This window comes from Alteromonas sp. ABV2_168, assembly GCF_056161165.1.
Map to the genome: position 1 here is coordinate 68,294 of NZ_JBSWYQ010000009.1, position 18,611 is coordinate 86,904.

Genomic DNA, 18,611 nt, shown 5'->3' on the forward strand with positions numbered 1-18,611 from the left:
TATTCAGCTGTTAAACAACTTACTTTTTCTTCGCCTTAGGGTTAGGCAGGTCAGTGATGCTGCCTTCGAAGATTTCACACGCCAGACCGATTGACTCGTTCAGCGTCGGGTGAGCGTGGATAGTCAGACCTACGTCTTCTGCATCAGCACCCATTTCGATAGCCAGACCGATTTCGCCCAGCATTTCACCGGCGTTGGTACCAACCATTGCACCACCGATAACACGTGCAGTGTCTTTATCGAAAATCATCTTGGTCATACCGTTAGTTGCGTCAGACGCGATTGCACGACCAGAAGCTGCCCACGGGAATGTTGCAGTTTCGTAGTTAATGCCCTGTTCTTTCGCTTCTTTCTCAGTCAGACCAACCCAGGCAACTTCCGGCTCAGTGTAAGCAACTGAAGGAATGCAACGTGGGTCGAAGTAATGCTTCTTACCTGCAATAACTTCAGCAGCAACATGACCTTCATGAACCGCTTTGTGCGCCAACATAGGCTGACCAACGAGGTCACCGATTGCGAAGATATGGTCAACGTTAGTTTTCATTTGCTTGTCTACGTTGATGAAACCACGCTCATCAACAGTAACGCCAGCCGCATCAGCACCGATCAGTTTACCGTTAGGACGACGGCCAACCGCTACCAGCACTTTGTCGTAGCGAACTGCTTCTGAAGGTGCATTCTTACCTTCAAACGTTACATACAAGCCGTCATCTTTTGCTTCAACCGCGGTCACTTTGGTTTCCAGCATGATGTTGAACTTGTCTTTATAGTCTTTCATGAAGACTTTCATGATGTCTTTGTCAGCAGCAGGGATTAACTGGTCAAGGAATTCAACCACGTCAATTTTCGCACCCAGTGCTTCGTAAACTGTACCCATTTCCAGACCGATGATACCACCGCCCAGTACCAGCATTTTTTCCGGAATATCTTTCATTTCCAGTGCGCCGGTTGAGTCGATTACGCGATCGTCTTCAGGGATGAAAGGCAGAGATACCGGCTCTGAACCGGCAGCGATGATCGCTTTCTCAAAAGAGATAGTCGTTTTGCCGTCTTTGCCTTCTACTTCCAGGGTGTTCGCACCGGTAAACTTACCGTAACCCTGAACGTGTTTAACTTTACGCATTTTAGACATACCAGCCAGACCTTTTGTCAGCTGACCAACAACACCGTCTTTGTACTCACGGATTTTGTCTAAATCGATTTTTGGCTCACCAAAGGTTACGCCGTGCGCAGACAAATGCTTGGCTTCTTTGATCACTTTAGCGACGTGCAGCAGGGCTTTTGAAGGGATACAGCCTACGTTCAAACATACCCCACCCAGTGTTTCACGGGCGTCTACGATGACGGTTTCGATACCTAAATCGGCTGCGCGGAAAGCGGCTGAGTAACCGCCGGGGCCTGCACCCAATACGACTAATTGCGTTTTAATTTCGCTCATTGTGACCTCAAATCTGTCCAAATATTTGATAAATATGCGTTACGGATTGTAACTAGGGCTTGCGAGCCCTGTAAAGCCAACTTGGCTTTATGATCATAAAAATCACAAAGGGGAGGTAATCAACCCTCCCCTTCACTCATTTTCTAAAGCAACATCTGGCGCATGTCTTCCAGAACTGCTTTTAAGTGTACAGCAAAGCGTGCTGCCACCGCGCCGTCAATAACACGATGGTCGTATGACAATGACAGCGGCACCATCAGACGAGGCTCAAACTCTTTACCATTCCACTTCGGTTTAATATCACTCTTCGATACGCCAAGGATGGCTACGTCAGGTGCATTAACGATTGGCGTGAATGCTGTACCACCAATGCCACCAAGGCTTGAAATGGTGAAGCAGCTACCTTGCATGTCAGCAGCTTTCAGCTTACCGTCACGGGCTTTCACACTGATTTCCATCAACTCTTTGGAAATCTCCATGATGCCTTTCTTGTCAACATCACGGACAACCGGCACAACCAGGCCTCCCGGCGTGTCTACTGCTATACCGATATGGTAGTATTTTTTCTGAATTAAAGACTCACCGTCCGCAGAAAGTGAAGTATTAAATACAGGATACGCTTTCAGTGCGTCGGCTACCGCTTTCATCATGAACACAAGCGGCGTAATTTTCACACCCAGCTTGCGCTTGTCAGCGATAACGTTCTGCTGCTTACGGAAATCTTCCAGATCAGTAATATCCGCTTCTTCGAACTGCGTAACGTGTGGGATGGTTACCCAGTTACGGTGCAGGTTCGGACCGGAGATTTTCTGAATACGGGTTAACGGCTTCTCTTCAATTTCACCAAACTTGGAGAAATCAACTTTAGGCTGTGCGATAACCTGTAAGCCACCACCTGTGTTGCCAGACGCTACGGCACCGGCTGTCGCTTTCGGACGGGCCAGTTCATGCTTCACGTAAGACTGGATGTCTTCTTTCAGAATACGGCCTTTACGCCCTGTTGCGTCAACCTGCGTCAGATCAACACCAAATTCACGGGCCAGACGACGTACAGAAGGAGACGCATGCACTTTACCGGTCTTAGGCTTGTTGCCTGCAGACGGATGGTGCGGAACCGGCGGCGCTTTCTGCTGAGGCGCTTGCGAGGCAGGAGCCGGCGCTGCTGCAGGCTTGCTTTCCGCTTTAGGTGCAGCAGGTTTCGCCGCGCCCTTCACTTTCAACATAATAACCGGTGTACCCTGAGACGCTTTGTCACCCTGCTTGATAAGCAGTTTGGTAACTGTACCGGCTTTAGGTGCAGGTACATCCATGGTCGCTTTGTCAGTTTCCAGCGTGATCAGGCCGTCTTCCGCTTCCACGGTATCGCCTTCAGCAACCAGAATTTCGATAACGTCTACGTCAGTATCGCCACCGATATCAGGCACCTGAACTTCAATTTCTTCTTCCGCAGCTTCTTCTGCAGGCGCTTCTTCAGCGGCCGGCGCAGATTCTGCTGCTGGTGCCGGCGCTTCCGCCGGTGCTGATTCCTGTGCAGGCGCAGCAGCTTCGCCACCACCTACTTCCAGAGTCAGAACCAGAGAACCTTCAGACACCTTGTCACCTTCTTTTACTTTCAGGCTAACCACTTTACCCGCCTGCGGCGAAGGTACGTCCATGGTTGCTTTGTCAGTTTCAAGGGTGATCAGGCCGTCTTCCGCTTCCACGGTATCGCCTTCAGCTACCAGAATTTCGATTACGTCTACGTCAGCAGCGTCACCGATATCCGGTACCGTTACTTCAATCACAGACGTGCTGCCAGAAGCAGCCGGCGCTGCTTCCTGCTCAGGCGCTTCTTCCTTTGGTGCTTCAGCTTTCGGCGCTTCAGCAGGCTTTTCTTCAGCCGCAGGTGCGCTATCTGCGTCACCCGCCACTTCCAGTTTCGCCAGCAAATCGCCTTCAGAAATTTTATCGCCAACTTTTACAGTCAGCTCAGATACCTTACCGGCAAACGGTACAGGGATATCCATGCTGGCTTTGTCGCTTTCTACCGTAACCAGTGCATCTTCCGCTTCTACGGAGTCACCCACTGCTACGCAAATTTCGATTACTTCTACCGAATCTTCACCCAGATCCGGTACCAGTACGTCTTTAATATCTGCCATGTTCGTTAGTCTCCCTTAGCTTATGCGTAAAGTGGGTTAACTTTCTCAGCATCAATACCCAGATCCGTCATTGCTTTAGACAGCGTCTTGGCATCAACAGAACCTGCCTTGTACAGTTCGTACAGCGCAGCGTAAGTCACGTATGCAGCGTCAACTTCGAAGTGACGACGCAGGTTCGCGCGGCTGTCAGAACGACCGAAACCATCAGTACCCAGTACACGGTATGCGCCCGGTACGAAATCACGTACCTGCTCGCCGTAGTTCTTGATGTAGTCAGTTGCAGTGATAGTCGGGCCATCGTTACCTTCGCTGAGTACTTCAGTGATGTAAGGTACTTTCGCTGTCGCTTCAGGGTGCAGCATGTTGTGTCGGTCACAATCCTGACCATCGCGGGCCAGTTCGTTGAACGACGTTACGCTGTAAACTTCTGCTTCTACGCCGTAGTCAGTTGCCAGTTTCGCAGCAGCTTCACGCACTTGCTCAAGGATGGTACCGGAGCTCAGCAGTTTCACTTTCTTATCGCTGCTGCCCACAGTATCCAGCTTGTAGATACCTTTAACGATACCTTCTTCAATGCCCTTAGGCATTTCAGGCTGCTTGTAGTTTTCGTTCATGACTGTCAGGTAGTAGAACACGTCTTCCTGATCTTCCAGCATGCGACGTAAACCGTCTTGTACGATAACAGCAACTTCGTAACCGTAAGTCGGGTCGTAGCTCACACAGTTCGGGATCAATGCCGCCTGGGTATGAGAGTGACCGTCCTGGTGCTGCAGACCTTCGCCGTTCAGCGTTGTACGACCAGCAGTACCACCAACAAGGAAACCACGGGTACGTGAATCACCGGCTGCCCATGCCAGGTCACCAACACGTTGGAAACCAAACATTGAGTAGTAGATGTAGAACGGAACCATTGGCAGGTCGTTGGTGCTGTAAGACGTACCTGCTGCTAACCACGATGCCATTGCACCCAGTTCATTGATACCTTCCTGCAGTACCTGACCTTTCTTGTCTTCACGGTAGTAAGCAACCTGATCAGAATCCTGTGGCTCGTATTTCTGACCTTGTGAAGAGTAGATACCTACCTGACGGAAAAGACCTTCCATACCAAACGTACGGGCTTCATCAGGGATGATAGGTACGATACGCTTACCGATTTGTTTGTCTTTAAGCAGCGCAGTCAGGACACGTACAAACGCCATAGTGGTAGAGATTTCACGATCACCGGAACCTTTAGTGATAGCGTCGAACGCTTTCAAAGCAGGCGCTGGCAGATCTTCAGTTGCTTTAGCACGACGAACCGGCATGTAACCATGCAGGGCTTCACGACGGGCGCGCAGATACTTCATCTCTTCGCTGTCTTCGTCAAACTTGTAGTAAGGCAGATCAGCTAATGCTTCGTCAGATACAGGGATGTTGAAACGATCGCGATACTGCTTAACCGCTTCTTTGTCCATTTTCTTAACCTGGTGGGCAATGTTCTTACCTTCACCGGATGCGCCCATGCCGTAACCTTTAACGGTTTTAGCAAGGATTACCTGTGGACGACCTTTAGTCTTAGTTGCGCGATCGTATGCCGCATATACTTTAACCGGATCGTGACCACCACGGTTCAGACGCCAGATATCTTCATCTGACATGTTAGAAACCATTTCTTTCAGTTCAGGGTACTTACCGAAGAACTTCTCACGGGTGTACGCGCCGCCTTTGGCTTTACAGTTCTGGTATTCACCGTCGATAGTTTCGTTCATCAGGTCAAGCAGCTTGCCTGAAGTATCGCGGGCTAACAGTGGATCCCAGTAGCGCCCCCAGATAACTTTGATCACTTCCCAGCCTGCGCCGCGGAATGTACCTTCCAGTTCCTGAATAATTTTTGCGTTACCACGTACAGGGCCGTCAAGACGCTGCAGGTTACAGTTGATAACGAAAGTCAGGTTATCCAGGCCTTCGCGGGCAGCCAGACCGATAGCACCCAGGCTTTCCGGCTCATCACACTCACCATCACCCATGTAGCACCATACGCGCTGTTCTGAACAGTCTTTGATACCACGGTCAGTAAGATACTTGAGGAAACGTGCCAGATAGATGGCCTGCATCGGACCTAAGCCCATAGATACAGTGGGGAACTGCCAGAAGTCAGGCATTAATTTAGGGTGCGGGTAAGAAGACAGACCTTTGCCGTCTACTTCCTGACGGAAACCGTCCAGTTGTTCTTCGGTCAGACGACCTTCAATGTATGCACGGCTGTAGATACCGGGAGCCACGTGGCCCTGATAGAATACGAAGTCGCCGCCGTCTTTTTCATTTGGTGCGCGGTAGAAGTGGTTGAAACCCACATCGTAAAGCATTGCAGAAGATGCAAAGCTTGAAATGTGACCACCCAGCTCTAAGTCTTTCTTAGAACCGCGCAGAACCATCATCAGGGCATTCCAACGCAACGCGTTACGGATTTTGCCTTCAATAGTCTGGTCACCCGGCATGGTGGGTTCTTGTCCGGGAGGAATGGTGTTGATATATGCCGTCGTTGCATCGTACGGCAAGTGGGCACCATTTCTGCGTGCTTTCTCAATCAGTGATTCTAATAAAAAGTGGGCTCTTTCAACGCCATCTTCTTCTAAAACTGACTCTAACGACTCCAGCCATTCTTGTGTTTCTTGCGGATCCACATCTTGGTGCATCATTTCAGTCATGGTGCCATCCTATTGTTGCTGATATTGAAAACCATCCTTGCCGGCAAAACCGGAGGATGGAAAGACTAAAACCAGGTTGTACGTTACGTAGGCCTTACCGGCTTACTGTTTTTCTTTTCTTACCTGTTACAAACCGGCAAGGTATTACTAAGGCAGTGCCTTAAATCTCCAGGCGTCTTAACGCGCGTTGCACTCGGCTGTCACGCTGGTTAATCGCCAGAAGCGTTTTCTCAATTAACGCAAGGTGGGCGTTACACGCCTGTCTAGCTGCTTCCGGGTCGCGGGATGCGATAGCAGCCAGAATTTCCTTACGCTGACGTCTGACTTCGGCGTTAATGTCTATTTCATCATTCTGATGTAAGGCAAACATTTCGAAGTTACGTTCAATATTCTCGACCAGCATGGTCTGCATGGTGCTCATTACATGTAACAACACCATGTTATGGGAGGCGCGCGCCATCACCATATAAAATTCACCGACCGCTTCTGCCAGAGCACGTTTACTTTCCCCCGGAGCGGGTACCGGCAAGTTGTCCAGCGCGGCCTGCAGTGCCTGATAATCTTCAGGCTGGCCCCGCAGCGCTGCGTAATAGGCAGCCATACCTTCCAGCGCATGACGAAATTCAAGTAAATCGAACTGCGTTTCCGGACGACGACTGATAAGCGCCATTAACGGGTCGGTCATTGCCGCATTGAGGTTACGGCTGACAAAGGTGCCGCCTCCCTGCTTGCGCTCAACCAGACCACGGGCCTGCAGGTTGCCAATTGCTTCACGGAGCGAAGGACGGGAAACATCAAACTGGGTTGCCAGTTCGCGTTCAGGAGGTAACTGTTGTCCGGCCAGCAGTGTGCCATCAAGAATCATTGATTCGAGCTGTTCAGTGATGACATCTGATAATTTTTTCCGACCGTGGCGCATACCTGTGCGGTTCCTCGCTTATGAAAAGGGGCGGCCATAATGTAAACAAAGTTACTTGCCACCCACTCATTGGTCATACCATTTTACCTATCTAGTTTAGGGCAGATCGAAATGGAGGTAAATAGTCACCCATCGAAAGTAACTTACATTTAACCTTTTAGACGAGCTAGATATTGAAATTGTTGAAATTTTTTTACAACATCATCTGGTCTGATGAGCGAAATATGTTGTTTTTCTGTTCAAATCCGGTTGATTTAACGTGCTTTAAGCTTCAGGCAACCCATCCGGTAATGGTGAGCACAGATGTGATCACCAGAATAAAAATGATATTCCTTTTTGCCAGTTTTACGCCTGCCTGAACGTGCGCACACGCAGCCATTCTGCTACATGTAGCACTGTCTCCGGCTTCAATAATTTCAGCCTGACGGGCTACAGACCAGAGTACAGCAGGCGTGCCTTCAGACACATTTGTCAGTTTCTCAAGCCAGACGGATGTGGCGCGGGAGAAATGCCCCACCACCAAAAATCCCAATGTCACCGCACGGGCTGGTAACCATTCCAGTGCGAACAGCAACTGTCCTGTGGTCAGCGCTGCCTCCATGTGATTACCGCGGTAATAATGGTGAGCTTCACGGACAAGCATATAGAACAATGCGCCCGGTGCGCCGAAGAATATGAAGAACAACATTACCGCGCCGTAATAGCGGAAGTTTGCCAGCAAAAGTAACTGCTGCATGCGTGTGCCGTCGTCCGGCTCCGGTTCATTGTCTTCTTTACCCAGCAACCCGAGATGTAGTTCTTTTTCATACAAATCAAAGGCTTCTCTGTCTTCCCGCTGGGCAGCCTGAAGCCAGGACTTATAAATCCGGCGAAAATTCGTACACCCTAATGCGAGGAACAGCACCGCCGTCTGAACGATAAATGTCAGAAAGCCACCGAATATGTAAGTTTCTGTCAGCCCTAAAAGCACCGCCGGTATAAGCAGGTACAGCCAGATTTTGCGGGATGCTTGTGTATCGTCGCTGCTTATCCCCATTTTTCGCAAACAGAAGTTAACAAAGACCGGTGACTGCCAGTAGCGGTTCCGCAAGAACATTCTGTCAAACGCCAGCGCCAGTAGAAGACTTATCAAAATCACGTCATTATTCCTTTATGCCCGGGTCCGGTGACCCGTTATCACTTAAACAATACTAACTAACGTTACTATTGCTTTGTCGCTTCAAACGACAAGCCTGTACGCAACCGGCACCAGTCAAAATACTCACCGGGATCGGTTTTACGGCCGGGTGCAATATCACTGTGTCCGGTAATTCTGCCAATGGTGATGGCCGGATGGGTGTCGATAATAAACTGTGTCACCCGTTGTAAGGCCTGATATTGCTCTGCAGTGAAAGGTTTGTAATCGCAACCTTCCATTTCAATACCGATGGCGTAGTCGTTACATTTATTACGCCCCTGAAAAACAGAAAGCCCGGCATGCCAGGCTCTTGCCGACAGCGGCACAAACTGTTCAACCTGCCCGTCACGGTAAATCACACAATGAGCAGATACCTTTACGTTTTTAAGATCGCTATATGAAGGATGTGCATTGATATCAATGGTACCGGTGAACAACCGGCGGATGTCACCTGTACCGTACTGTCCGGCAGGTAATGAAATATTATGGATGACAAGCAATGAAATGCAGGCATCTTCCGGCCGCTCATCATAGAACGGTGACGGTGTGTACTGACTGTCGGGGATAAAATCCATGGTCGCACAGAAAATCTCAGGTCATGCCTAAGTTTGACATCTGCTATTGCCATACTCAAGAATAACCCTACATATAACTTTCAAAGTTAGACACGTATATATAGCCGGGGGAACGGTGAGCAGTGAACATAATGCCGGAAAGTGGATGTACATACTGGCCTGGATTTGCGGGCTGGGCTTGCTGACATTTGTTTTTGGCGACTTGCTTGACCGGCAGGAAAACCCGAATCGTGAACCGGAATCTGTACGCATTGATAATCAGACGGAAGTACGGCTGAAACAAAACCGCGCCGGTCATTACGTCACGGCGGGCACGATAAACGGCGTACCGGTTGAGTTTATGATCGATACCGGCGCAACGGATGTTGCCATTCCCGCACATCTGCAGGAAAGACTTGGCTTAATTCCTACGGGCAGTGCACTGGCACAAACCGCCAACGGTGTGGTTCGCGTTGCAAGAACTGAGTTAAACAGTGTGTCTATTGGCGATATTACTGTTTATAACGTACGTGCGAATCTCAACCCCGGTATGAATGGTGAACAAATTTTACTCGGAATGAGCGTTTTAAAGCAGCTTGAGTTTACTCAGCGCGGAGAATGGTTAATATTGCGTACACTTTAATATAAGCAGAGCGTAAGCATGACTATTCCTTCTCAAGCCGCGATCCGCCAGCAAGTCTCAGAAGCACTGGCTGAAGATCTGGGCGGCAGCGCCGACGCCGGTGCAGATATCACCGCAAACCTGATTGATGCATCCACGCAGGCCACAGCCACCATTATTACCCGTGAAGATTGTATTGTTTGTGGTATGGCCTGGGTTGAAGCGGCATTCAACTTGATCGATCCACAAATAGATATCACGATCCATACACAAGACGGGCGTGCAGCCAAAGCTAATGACGTGCTGGTTTCATTGTCCGGTCCTGCCAGAGGCATTCTCACTGCCGAGCGCACTGCGCTGAATTTTCTGCAAACCCTTTCCGGTACTGCAACCGTTGCACATCACTATGCATCGCTGCTTGACGGCTATCCGACGAAGATACTGGATACCCGTAAAACGCTGCCCGGACTACGCCTTGCCCAAAAATATGCCGTCGCCTGTGGTGGTGGTCAGAATCACCGGATCGGATTATTCGATGCCTTTCTGATCAAAGAGAATCATATTTTTGCCTGTGGATCGATTACGAAGGCTGTACAGATCGCAAAGCAAAATCATCCGGACAAACCGGTGGAAGTGGAAGTGGAAAGCCTTGATGAGCTTGAGCAGGCGCTGGATGCAGGTGCAGATATCATCATGCTGGATAACTTTACAAACGATCAGATCCAAAGCGCAGTCGACATCACAAAAGGCCGTAGTAAACTCGAAGTGTCTGGCAATATTACGGAAGAAAGATTGCAATCTTTAGGAAAATTAGGGGTTGACTTCATATCTTCAGGGGCATTAACGAAACACGTTCAGGCTATCGATCTGTCGCTTCGTGTCGCTATGAAAGGATAAAATTCACTTACAAATCAAAAGAGTGGATACATTCCTGTTATCCCCTAAAGGTATTCACTCTTATCCCCTCACTGCTGTAGAACCTATTCATATGTATATTTCTGAATACTTGTCAGTTGGCTTGCTCCGCCTATACTGAGCATCAAGTACCGGGGACGTTGAAAAGGACGACTCGGGTATAAATCGTAACTTTGAATGAAAGATTTAATTTAGCGCATTATACGCAAACCCGGAGATATACCATGAAAAATGTTAACGCTCAAAACCAAAAAGGTTTCACTCTTATCGAACTGATGATCGTTGTTGCTATCATCGGTATCCTGGCAGCAGTTGCTTTGCCGGCGTATCAGACATACACCAAGAAAGCGAAGTTTTCTGAAGTGATGATGGCGACCACCGCCTTTAAAACTGCGTACGAAGTTGCAGTCCAAAGTGGTGATATTACAGCCATCGGTGATGCTGATGCAGGTTCAAATGGCCTTCCTGCGGCTGTAGGTGCTTCAGGCGTCATTACATCAGTATCTATTACTGACGGTGTAATCACTGCAACAGGCACAGCAGAAGTAGACAGCGTGACCTACATTCTGACTCCTAACGGCGTGACAGCTCCCGTTCAGTGGGACATCAGCGGCACTTGCAAAGCAGCGGGTCTGTGTTAATCATTTCATAATATGACGAGCCCGGTTTTACCGGGCTCTTTTCGTTCAACTCAACAGCCACGGTATTTTTGATTCAGTATCTAAGTTCCCTCTCCCCTTGAACAATAAGTAGATAACTCATATTTCTCAGTCGAGATTTATCCGGCAGATGATTAAAAAGTCCGGGCACAAGAACAGTCGACATTAGTAGTTCTCACATTATCCTTGGGGATTTGTTAGATGAAGAACGAGGATTTAAGAGGCATTTCTCAGCATAACCTAGCTATTCATATGTATAGTTCCAGATACTTGTAAGCGATGTCTCGCGTTCTATACTGAGCCTTAGATATCTCGAGAAATAAGTAAAAATTTTAATTATAAACTTTACTCATTGAAACCAGAATCAAGTTCACAGGATACACGCAATTCCGGAGATACAATATGATGATACTTCAAACGAAAAAACAGAAAGGCTTTACTCTAATTGAGTTGATGATTGTTGTTGCTATTATCGGAATTCTTGCCGCAGTAGCCTTACCTGCATACCAAACCTACACCAAAAAAGCCAAATTCTCAGAAGTGATGATGGCAACTACATCATTTAAAAACGCATATGAAGTTGCAGTCCAAAGTGGTGGAATAACTGCAATTGGCGATGCCGATGCAGGTTCAAACGGCTTACCAGCAGCAGTAGGCGCATCAGGTGTAATCTCATCTGTGTCTATCACCGATGGAGTTATTACCGCAACTGGTACAGCGGAAGTAGACGGTGCTACTTATATAATGACTCCAAACGGTATCAGTGCCCCAATTCAATGGACAATAACTGGTACGTGTAAGACAACAGGTCTCTGCTAATAAAGCTCAGCTATCTAACTTTTGTATAGCTCCAATTAAGTTACTTTCAGGAATAGATCATGGCAAAAACAGCTGAAACCTTTGTTTGGCAAGGAAAAGATCGACAGGGCAGTAATCGCAAAGGTGAAATCAGCGCTGTAACATTGGCTGAAGCTAAGAATTTATTACGACGTCAGGGAATTTCTGCTTACAAAGTTAAGAAGATGAGCAAGCCACTATTCAGTGGTGAAAAGAAAATAGATGCTAAAGACATCTGCGTAATATCTCGCCAAATAGCAACAATGTTAAGTGCCGGTGTAACTTTAATACAATCACTGGAAATGATTGCTAATGGCCATGATAAACCTGCCATGCGTAAAATGCTGAGTAAAATTACCGATGAAGTTAAAGCCGGTAATCCTTTGTCAGTTGCCTTAAGAAAACACCCTCTTTATTTCGATGATTTATACTGTGATCTGGTGAAGACTGGTGAGCAATCCGGTGCACTGGAAACTATCTACGATCGAATCGCGACATATAAAGAAAAAGCAGAAGCGCTCAAATCAAAAATCAAAAAGGCTATGTTTTATCCTATTGCTGTGGTTGTAGTAGCTTTCATCGTTACTACAATTTTGCTGGTATTTGTTGTCCCCCAGTTTGAAGAGATTTTCAACGGTTTCGGAGCTGAGCTCCCGGCGTTTACTTTGTTTGTCCTTGCTATTTCCCGTTTTGTTCAGGATTACGGCATATTTATCGGTGCAGGTATAGCTGCCGGAGTTTTCCTATTCATAAGGGCTCATCGCAAATCGCCCGTTTTGCGAGATAAGGTGGATGCGCTAATCTTAAAAACTCCTGTGGTTGGAGAAATACTGAAAAAAGCGGCTGTGGCAAGATTTGCACGAACTTTATCAACTACCTTTTCTGCAGGTGTTCCCTTAATAGGTGCCCTTGATTCTGCCGCAGGCGCTTCGGGTAACGCCATCTATCGTGAAGCGATTCTATTCATTAAGAAAGAAGTAGCGGGAGGGTTGCAAATGAATACTGCCATGCGGGCCACCAATGTATTTCCAGATATGGTTACCCAAATGGTTGCTATCGGCGAAGAATCGGGAGCAGTAGATGAAATGCTATCAAAAGTTGCTTCGATTTATGAAGCAGAAGTGGATGACATGGTTGATGGTTTAACCAGCCTGTTGGAGCCTATCATTATGGCTGTATTGGGTGTCATCATCGGTGGTTTGATTGTGGCCATGTATCTGCCTATCTTCCAGATGGGTCAGGTAGTATAAAACCCAGCTATTGATATAGTTAGCCCTAATTATTCATTGAGACAGGACTGCTTTTCGGGCAGTCTTGTTGTATCAGAACACGATAAAAATAAAGCGCTTATATGGACGCCATCATTTCATTAATGCAGCAGAGTCTGCCGGTGTTTCTCACCACAATCTTTATTTTCAGTTTGCTGGTTGGCAGTTTTTTAAACGTTGTCATCTACCGTCTTCCTATCATGATGGAGCGAAGCTGGAAAGCGGAATACCAAAGTTACTTTCACGAAAACGAGCAAGTCCAACAGCCGGAACCTTTTAATCTGGTAAAACCGGACAGCACCTGCCCGCACTGTCATCACAAAATCCGGGCATGGGAAAACATTCCTGTGATCAGCTATCTGATGCTGGGCGGTAAATGTGCCGGGTGTAAGTCTGGTATTTCAATCCGTTATCCGCTGGTAGAACTGTTCACCGCGCTAGTGTGTACTTTTACAGCCTGGCATTTCGGTGCCACAGCGCAGGGCATCTGGGCGGTATTGGTAGTATTTATTCTTATTGCGCTGCTCTTTATCGACCTTGATAAAATGCTGCTGCCGGATCAACTAACACTGCCATTGCTTTGGCTGGGCCTGATCTTAAGTACTCAATCTGTTTTTGCCGGTCCGGTGGATGCCATTATTGGTGCTGCTGCTGGCTATTTAAGTTTATGGTCTGTCTACTGGCTGTTTAAATTGCTCACCGGGAAGGAAGGAATGGGGTACGGCGATTTTAAATTGCTTGCCGCATTAGGTGCCTTTACCGGATGGCAGGGTCTGCCCATTATTATCCTGCTTTCCTCCGTGGTGGGAGCCGCGGCAGGTATCACACTGATGATCGTTCAGCGCTCCGGTAAATCTCTTGCGATCCCCTTTGGTCCGTATCTCGCCGTCGCCGGTTATCTCACATTATTGTACAAGGCAGAGATCATAGACGGTTATCTTGCCTGGGTGACGGGTGCATGAGCCATCCTTATGTAGCAGGGTTAACCGGCGGGATCGGCAGCGGCAAGTCTGCCGTCAGTGATTTATTTGCGCAGCTCGGCATAACCATTGTCGATGCTGACGTAGTTGCCCGTCAGGTGGTTGAACCCGGTACGCCGGCGCTTGCGAAAATCGCCGGTCATTTTGGCCGTGACATTTTACAAAAAGACGGCAGTTTGAACCGCGCCGCGTTGCGTAAACAGGTATTCGCTGATGAAACGGCAAAACAGTGGCTTAACGCCCTGCTCCATCCGGCAATCAGGGAAGAAATGCGAAAGCAGCTGGAAGCAGCCACCAGCCCCTACGTGATTTTTTCGGTGCCTCTGCTCATAGAAAACGGACTTGATGCAATGGCAGATACTGTGATTGTGGTTGACTGTGAGGAAGACACTCAACTTACGCGGGCACTTAAGCGGGATGGCAGTGACGAGACAACTATCCGCGGGATCATGGCATCTCAGGCCAGCCGTCATGACCGGCTGGCTAAGGCCAGTCATATTATAGATAACAACGGTGCGCTTGAACTTTTACCCGCTCAGGTTGAACAATTACATCAAATATTACTGAAAGCAGCAGAGAAATCCCCCCGGTAGCTGAACGGCTGTTTTTTCCTTAGGGCTTGATATTTTGGCACTTTTGCGCTGTAGTGCTAACAGTTTATCAGAGAGGCCCACATGACCAGCACCACATACGAATTTCCGCTTAAAGAAAAAGTGAGGAATTACCTGCGCATCGAGCATCTGCTTGCGCAGTTGAAGACCGGTGCCTCAGTGCAGAATAAAGCCCTGCATGTGTACTTCTTCGAGCAATTATTCACCCTTATGGATCTGCTGGACCGGATTGATCTGCGTACGGATCTGATTAAAGATCTTGATGTGCATGAACGCAATCTGGTGCACTGGTCCCAATATCCGAATATTGATACAGACGCGCTTGAACAGTCCTTAAAAGTGATTGTACGCCTGAAAGGAAAGCTAAAAGCGGAACGCAAATTCGGCACAGCGCTGAAAGATGATAAATTTCTTAACGGTATCCGGCAGCGATTTTCCATACCCGGCGGCACCTGCAGTTTTGACTTACCCAATTTGCACTACTGGCTTAACCGTTCCAAAGAAGACATTCAGGAATCGATGAAGGAATGGCTTTTATCCCTGGCATTGCTGGAAGAAACAGTTTCGGTACTGTTGTCGTTCCTGCGGGAAAGAGGTCCGTTTAAACCCATGGAAGCCACAAACGGCTTTTATCAGGGTGTAGCTGATGACAAATGCGGATTAATCCGCGTTCGCTGTGATGCCAATCAGGGGTATTACCCTACTCTCAGCGGCAATAAATACCGCTTCGCCATTCGCTTTATGCTGTTTGAAAACGAAGCCGGACAGTCTCCCTCTGTGGAGAATACAGTGTCTTTTGCTATGGCAGCCTGCTAGACTGCCGCCATACTTTTTACCTGAAAGAGAGTGAATTCAGTGAAGGTTAACTGTCCTGTATGCAGCACATCTGTCGAGTGGTCTGCAGAAAATAAACATCGTCCTTTTTGTTCCAAGAAATGCCAGCTTATCGATCTGGGAGAATGGGCTGGTGAAGAGCGCGCGATTCCCGGGCCAAAGCAACATTCTGATACACCGCCCGGAATGCCTGATATCGAGGACATTGAAGCAATGCTCAGTCAGCAGCAGGACGATTTTTTTAAACACTAAACCCTTCCCCGTTGAGCGTTTTGTGTGAATGTATCCGGGCACTCAGCCCGAATTCAGATAAGGCTTTTCTCTTATGTTAAATTCAATTGCACTTATTGGCGGTACTCACGGCAACGAGACCAGTGGTATTCAACTTATCCGCAACTGGCAGAAGTCTGGTTTGCCTGAGCGCTTCTCGTCTCTGAATGTCACCTGTGATTTTGCCAATTCGGCGGCTATGAACGCTAATGTCCGTTTTCTGGATGAAGATTTAAACCGGCAGTTTACTGCTGAACGTCTTGCGGCAGACAACCCGGCCAGAGAGGCTATTCTGGCAAAATCGCTGAATGAACGCTTTGGCCCGAAGGGTAATGCTGCAACAGATTTTTTCATCGACATTCACAATACCACCAGCCACATGGGCGCTACCCTTATTGTGCTGGAAACCGACGAGTTCAATACCAAACTCGCCCGGTTTGTTAAAGACGTCATGCCGGAAGCCAATATTCTGGTGGAAGATGAAAAAGACTACGCATCTCATGGCTATTTATGCACCGTGGGTAAAAAAGGTGTGATGATTGAAGTCGGCGCTCAGCCACAGGGCGTATTACGGGAAGATGTTTACCAGTTAACGCAAACGATGGCGGAAGCGATTCTGGATTTTTGTGTCGCCTGGAATACAGATAGCAGCTCAATGAATTCGCTGCCTGCCTGCGAGGCTTTCAGATTGGGTTATGAGGTAAAATTCCCGCTGGATGAGAACGGCGTACGTAAGGCCATGATCCATCACAGCATTCAGGATCAGGATTTTACGCCACTGCTTCCGGGTGCGCCTGTATTCCGGGGTTTTGACGGTTCAGATTATGTCTGGGAAGGTGACAAAGAAACCTATCCGCACTTTATAAATGAAGCAGCATATTTCAAATTAGACGTGGCCTTCGCCACCGCCGACCGGATTGAGTTCTGATCCTGAAGGTTTGTGCTGCCACCAAGTACCGGTTAGTGTGAGACGATAAAAAACAGGCCGCTCTTATTACAGAGCGGCCTGTTTCATTTCTGAAACTATGCAGATCAGAACAACTCGATTTTCGGTTCCCGGGTTTCTTCCGGCGCTACCCGCTTTTCACCGGTAGAGGTGGTCAGGTCGAAGTGAATACGGCGCTGATCTTCCATGACATATTTTTCAAACATTTCCGCCGTACTTAAATTGAATGAATCGTCGAAAGCCTTGCGTCCGTCAATGTAGTCAGAGAACTGGCCGAACAGGCTTACCAGGGCTTCATGTTCCAGTTTTACGTTCTCGGCGCGCTGGCGGATAATATCCTGGAACTGGATCTTACCGATTGCCCCGCTGACTTTACCGGCGATGTCTTTTGCTACGCCGCTGAAGCAATTGAGCATCCGCGGGCTGAATTCCTCGAGCCGGCGGTAATGGGCTGTCATGCTGGCCAGAGAGCCGGAGAACGACGTCAGTAACTCACAGGTTTCGTCACTCTGATTCGTGGAGAGCAATTTTTCACCGTGGATTTTTGCCGTTTCCATGGCGGAACGGATCCCGGATTCAATTTTCTCCGCGGCCTCTGACGACTGGGAAGATAAGGTTCTTACCTGCTCTGCCACCACAGCGAATCCTCGCCCGTATTCTCCGGCCCGGGCTGCTTCAATCGCTGCATTCAGTGCCAGCAAGTTGGTTTGAAACGCGATGTTTTTTACCAGCTCAGTGAGCTCTTTGAGCTTATCAATTTCCTGCAGGACCTCCTGAATCGCCGCAGTGTGCGCTTTGTCGTGTTCATGCTGGGTATTTATTAACTGGGTAATTTCTTCCAGACGGTGGTTTGCCTGGTCAATTTCCGCTGCACTTTCTTCCTTGAATTCAGCAGTATTCCGCTGGGAGAGCTCAATACTGTCGATACCGTTTTGAATGACTTCTTCAATTTGATACAAGGCACTCATCAAGTCGACGGAAGCTTCTTCGGTAATGTTAGAAATACCATCAATCTGTCCGTTCAAAATACTTGCATACTCATCTACCTGCTGGTGAGTGGTATGCAACTGTTCTGAAGTTTTGTCCAGATAAGCATTTGCTTCCGCCAGTGCTGTTTCAAGTTCATCAATGTACCGGGTTTCAGCCACGGTCTGACGTACAACCCAGAGAGCGCTGGTTACGAGACTACAAATAATTGCTCCCCACCATGACAACTGCGTTCCGGCAAACTGGTTTATAAGCAGCACGCTTACCAGCGCGATACCTGTTCCGGTAATACACAGTACCGCCGCTTGTACAGACGGACTGGCGTACCACTGAGCCTGCTTCAGGCGTGCAACAGCAGTCAGAAATATTTCTCGTAAATTCACCATAAAGCCTCCTACGGCACCAATTGTTTTACTACTGCGATCAATTGATCAGGTTCGACAGGTTTTACCAGCCATCCTGTGGCGCCAGCACGCTTTGCTTCTTCCCTTTTAGTTTGTTGGGATTCAGTGGTCAGCATCAAAATAGGTGTGAATCTGAATTTCGTATTTTTCTTTATTTCTTTAATCAGTTCGATGCCGTTCATTCCCGGCATGTTCAAATCGGTGATGATGAGTTTTGGTGACGCGCTTTGCAGTGTTGTCAGCGCAGCTTCAGCATTTTCCGATTTAATGATGTCGTAGCCTGCACGTTTTAACAGCATTTCCATACTCATCAGCATGGTCGCCGAATCGTCAACTAAATGGATGGTCTTCATTGATCACCT

18 protein-coding genes are annotated in these 18,611 nt (G+C 48.1%); 10 read left to right on the top strand and 8 right to left on the bottom strand.

Annotated features, from left to right (window positions below; translation table 11 throughout):
• Positions 1-19: 19 nt before the first annotated feature.
• The 6 genes from lpdA to ampD form a co-directional block, all read right to left on the bottom strand.
• Positions 20-1,438, bottom strand: coding sequence for a dihydrolipoyl dehydrogenase (lpdA, locus tag ACXAH4_RS14070; protein ID WP_474842882.1), 1,419 nt, complete (start codon positions 1,436-1,438; stop codon positions 20-22).
• A 143-nt stretch (positions 1,439-1,581) separates the two neighbouring features.
• Complete coding sequence (gene aceF, locus ACXAH4_RS14075) at positions 1,582-3,579, bottom strand: pyruvate dehydrogenase complex dihydrolipoyllysine-residue acetyltransferase (protein WP_474882326.1); 1,998 nt, start codon at positions 3,577-3,579, stop codon at positions 1,582-1,584.
• 20 nt (positions 3,580-3,599) lie between these two features.
• The gene (gene aceE / locus ACXAH4_RS14080; protein WP_474882328.1) at positions 3,600-6,266 is read right to left on the bottom strand and encodes a pyruvate dehydrogenase (acetyl-transferring), homodimeric type; all 2,667 of its coding nucleotides are present in this window, start codon (positions 6,264-6,266) and stop codon (positions 3,600-3,602) included.
• A gap of 160 nt (positions 6,267-6,426) precedes the next feature.
• Positions 6,427-7,185 (bottom strand): GntR family transcriptional regulator, encoded by a 759-nt coding sequence (locus tag ACXAH4_RS14085; RefSeq protein ID WP_119502156.1) that lies wholly within the window; start codon positions 7,183-7,185, stop codon positions 6,427-6,429.
• A 271-nt stretch (positions 7,186-7,456) separates the two neighbouring features.
• Positions 7,457-8,323: a regulatory signaling modulator protein AmpE gene (gene ampE, locus ACXAH4_RS14090; RefSeq protein ID WP_474882329.1), complete on the bottom strand. Its 867-nt coding sequence runs from the start codon at positions 8,321-8,323 to the stop codon at positions 7,457-7,459.
• Positions 8,324-8,388: 65 nt separating this feature from the next.
• The gene (gene ampD / locus ACXAH4_RS14095) at positions 8,389-8,937 is read right to left on the bottom strand and encodes a 1,6-anhydro-N-acetylmuramyl-L-alanine amidase AmpD (RefSeq protein ID WP_474882331.1); all 549 of its coding nucleotides are present in this window, start codon (positions 8,935-8,937) and stop codon (positions 8,389-8,391) included.
• Between the two features lie 145 nt (positions 8,938-9,082).
• Between ampD and ACXAH4_RS14100 the strand changes: the two genes are divergently transcribed.
• The 10 genes from ACXAH4_RS14100 (at position 9,083) to ACXAH4_RS14145 (ending at position 16,840) form a co-directional block, all read left to right on the top strand.
• Positions 9,083-9,559: a retropepsin-like aspartic protease family protein gene (locus ACXAH4_RS14100; RefSeq protein WP_474882441.1), complete on the top strand. Its 477-nt coding sequence runs from the start codon at positions 9,083-9,085 to the stop codon at positions 9,557-9,559.
• 18 nt (positions 9,560-9,577) lie between these two features.
• Positions 9,578-10,435, top strand: coding sequence for a carboxylating nicotinate-nucleotide diphosphorylase (gene nadC, locus ACXAH4_RS14105; protein ID WP_474882333.1), 858 nt, complete (start codon positions 9,578-9,580; stop codon positions 10,433-10,435).
• A 242-nt stretch (positions 10,436-10,677) separates the two neighbouring features.
• Positions 10,678-11,094, top strand: a complete 417-nt coding sequence (locus tag ACXAH4_RS14110; protein ID WP_474842894.1) for a pilin — start codon at positions 10,678-10,680, stop codon at positions 11,092-11,094.
• 420 nt (positions 11,095-11,514) lie between these two features.
• On the top strand, positions 11,515-11,931 hold the full coding sequence (locus ACXAH4_RS14115; RefSeq protein ID WP_474882335.1) for a pilin: 417 nt from the start codon (positions 11,515-11,517) through the stop codon (positions 11,929-11,931).
• 59 nt (positions 11,932-11,990) lie between these two features.
• A complete protein-coding gene (locus tag ACXAH4_RS14120) occupies positions 11,991-13,199 on the top strand; it encodes a type II secretion system F family protein (RefSeq protein ID WP_474842898.1) in 1,209 nt (402 codons plus the stop codon).
• Positions 13,200-13,300: 101 nt separating this feature from the next.
• Positions 13,301-14,179 (top strand): prepilin peptidase, encoded by an 879-nt coding sequence (locus ACXAH4_RS14125; protein WP_474882337.1) that lies wholly within the window; start codon positions 13,301-13,303, stop codon positions 14,177-14,179.
• The gene (coaE, locus tag ACXAH4_RS14130) at positions 14,176-14,790 is read left to right on the top strand and encodes a dephospho-CoA kinase (RefSeq protein ID WP_474842902.1); all 615 of its coding nucleotides are present in this window, start codon (positions 14,176-14,178) and stop codon (positions 14,788-14,790) included. The genes ACXAH4_RS14125 and coaE overlap by 4 nt, the downstream gene beginning before the upstream one ends.
• An 81-nt stretch (positions 14,791-14,871) precedes the next feature.
• Complete coding sequence (gene zapD / locus ACXAH4_RS14135; RefSeq protein ID WP_474842903.1) at positions 14,872-15,624, top strand: cell division protein ZapD; 753 nt, start codon at positions 14,872-14,874, stop codon at positions 15,622-15,624.
• 39 nt (positions 15,625-15,663) lie between these two features.
• The gene (gene yacG / locus ACXAH4_RS14140) at positions 15,664-15,894 is read left to right on the top strand and encodes a DNA gyrase inhibitor YacG (RefSeq protein ID WP_119503448.1); all 231 of its coding nucleotides are present in this window, start codon (positions 15,664-15,666) and stop codon (positions 15,892-15,894) included.
• A gap of 73 nt (positions 15,895-15,967) precedes the next feature.
• The gene (locus ACXAH4_RS14145) at positions 15,968-16,840 is read left to right on the top strand and encodes an aspartoacylase (protein WP_474842905.1); all 873 of its coding nucleotides are present in this window, start codon (positions 15,968-15,970) and stop codon (positions 16,838-16,840) included.
• 104 nt (positions 16,841-16,944) lie between these two features.
• Here ACXAH4_RS14145 and ACXAH4_RS14150 read toward each other — a convergent pair whose 3' ends face one another.
• Together ACXAH4_RS14150 and ACXAH4_RS14155 are read right to left on the bottom strand one after the other, a co-directional pair.
• Positions 16,945-18,231 (bottom strand): methyl-accepting chemotaxis protein, encoded by a 1,287-nt coding sequence (locus ACXAH4_RS14150; protein WP_474882338.1) that lies wholly within the window; start codon positions 18,229-18,231, stop codon positions 16,945-16,947.
• Positions 18,232-18,239: 8 nt separating this feature from the next.
• Positions 18,240-18,602, bottom strand: a complete 363-nt coding sequence (locus tag ACXAH4_RS14155) for a response regulator (RefSeq protein ID WP_119502168.1) — start codon at positions 18,600-18,602, stop codon at positions 18,240-18,242.
• Positions 18,603-18,611: the final 9 nt, after the last annotated feature.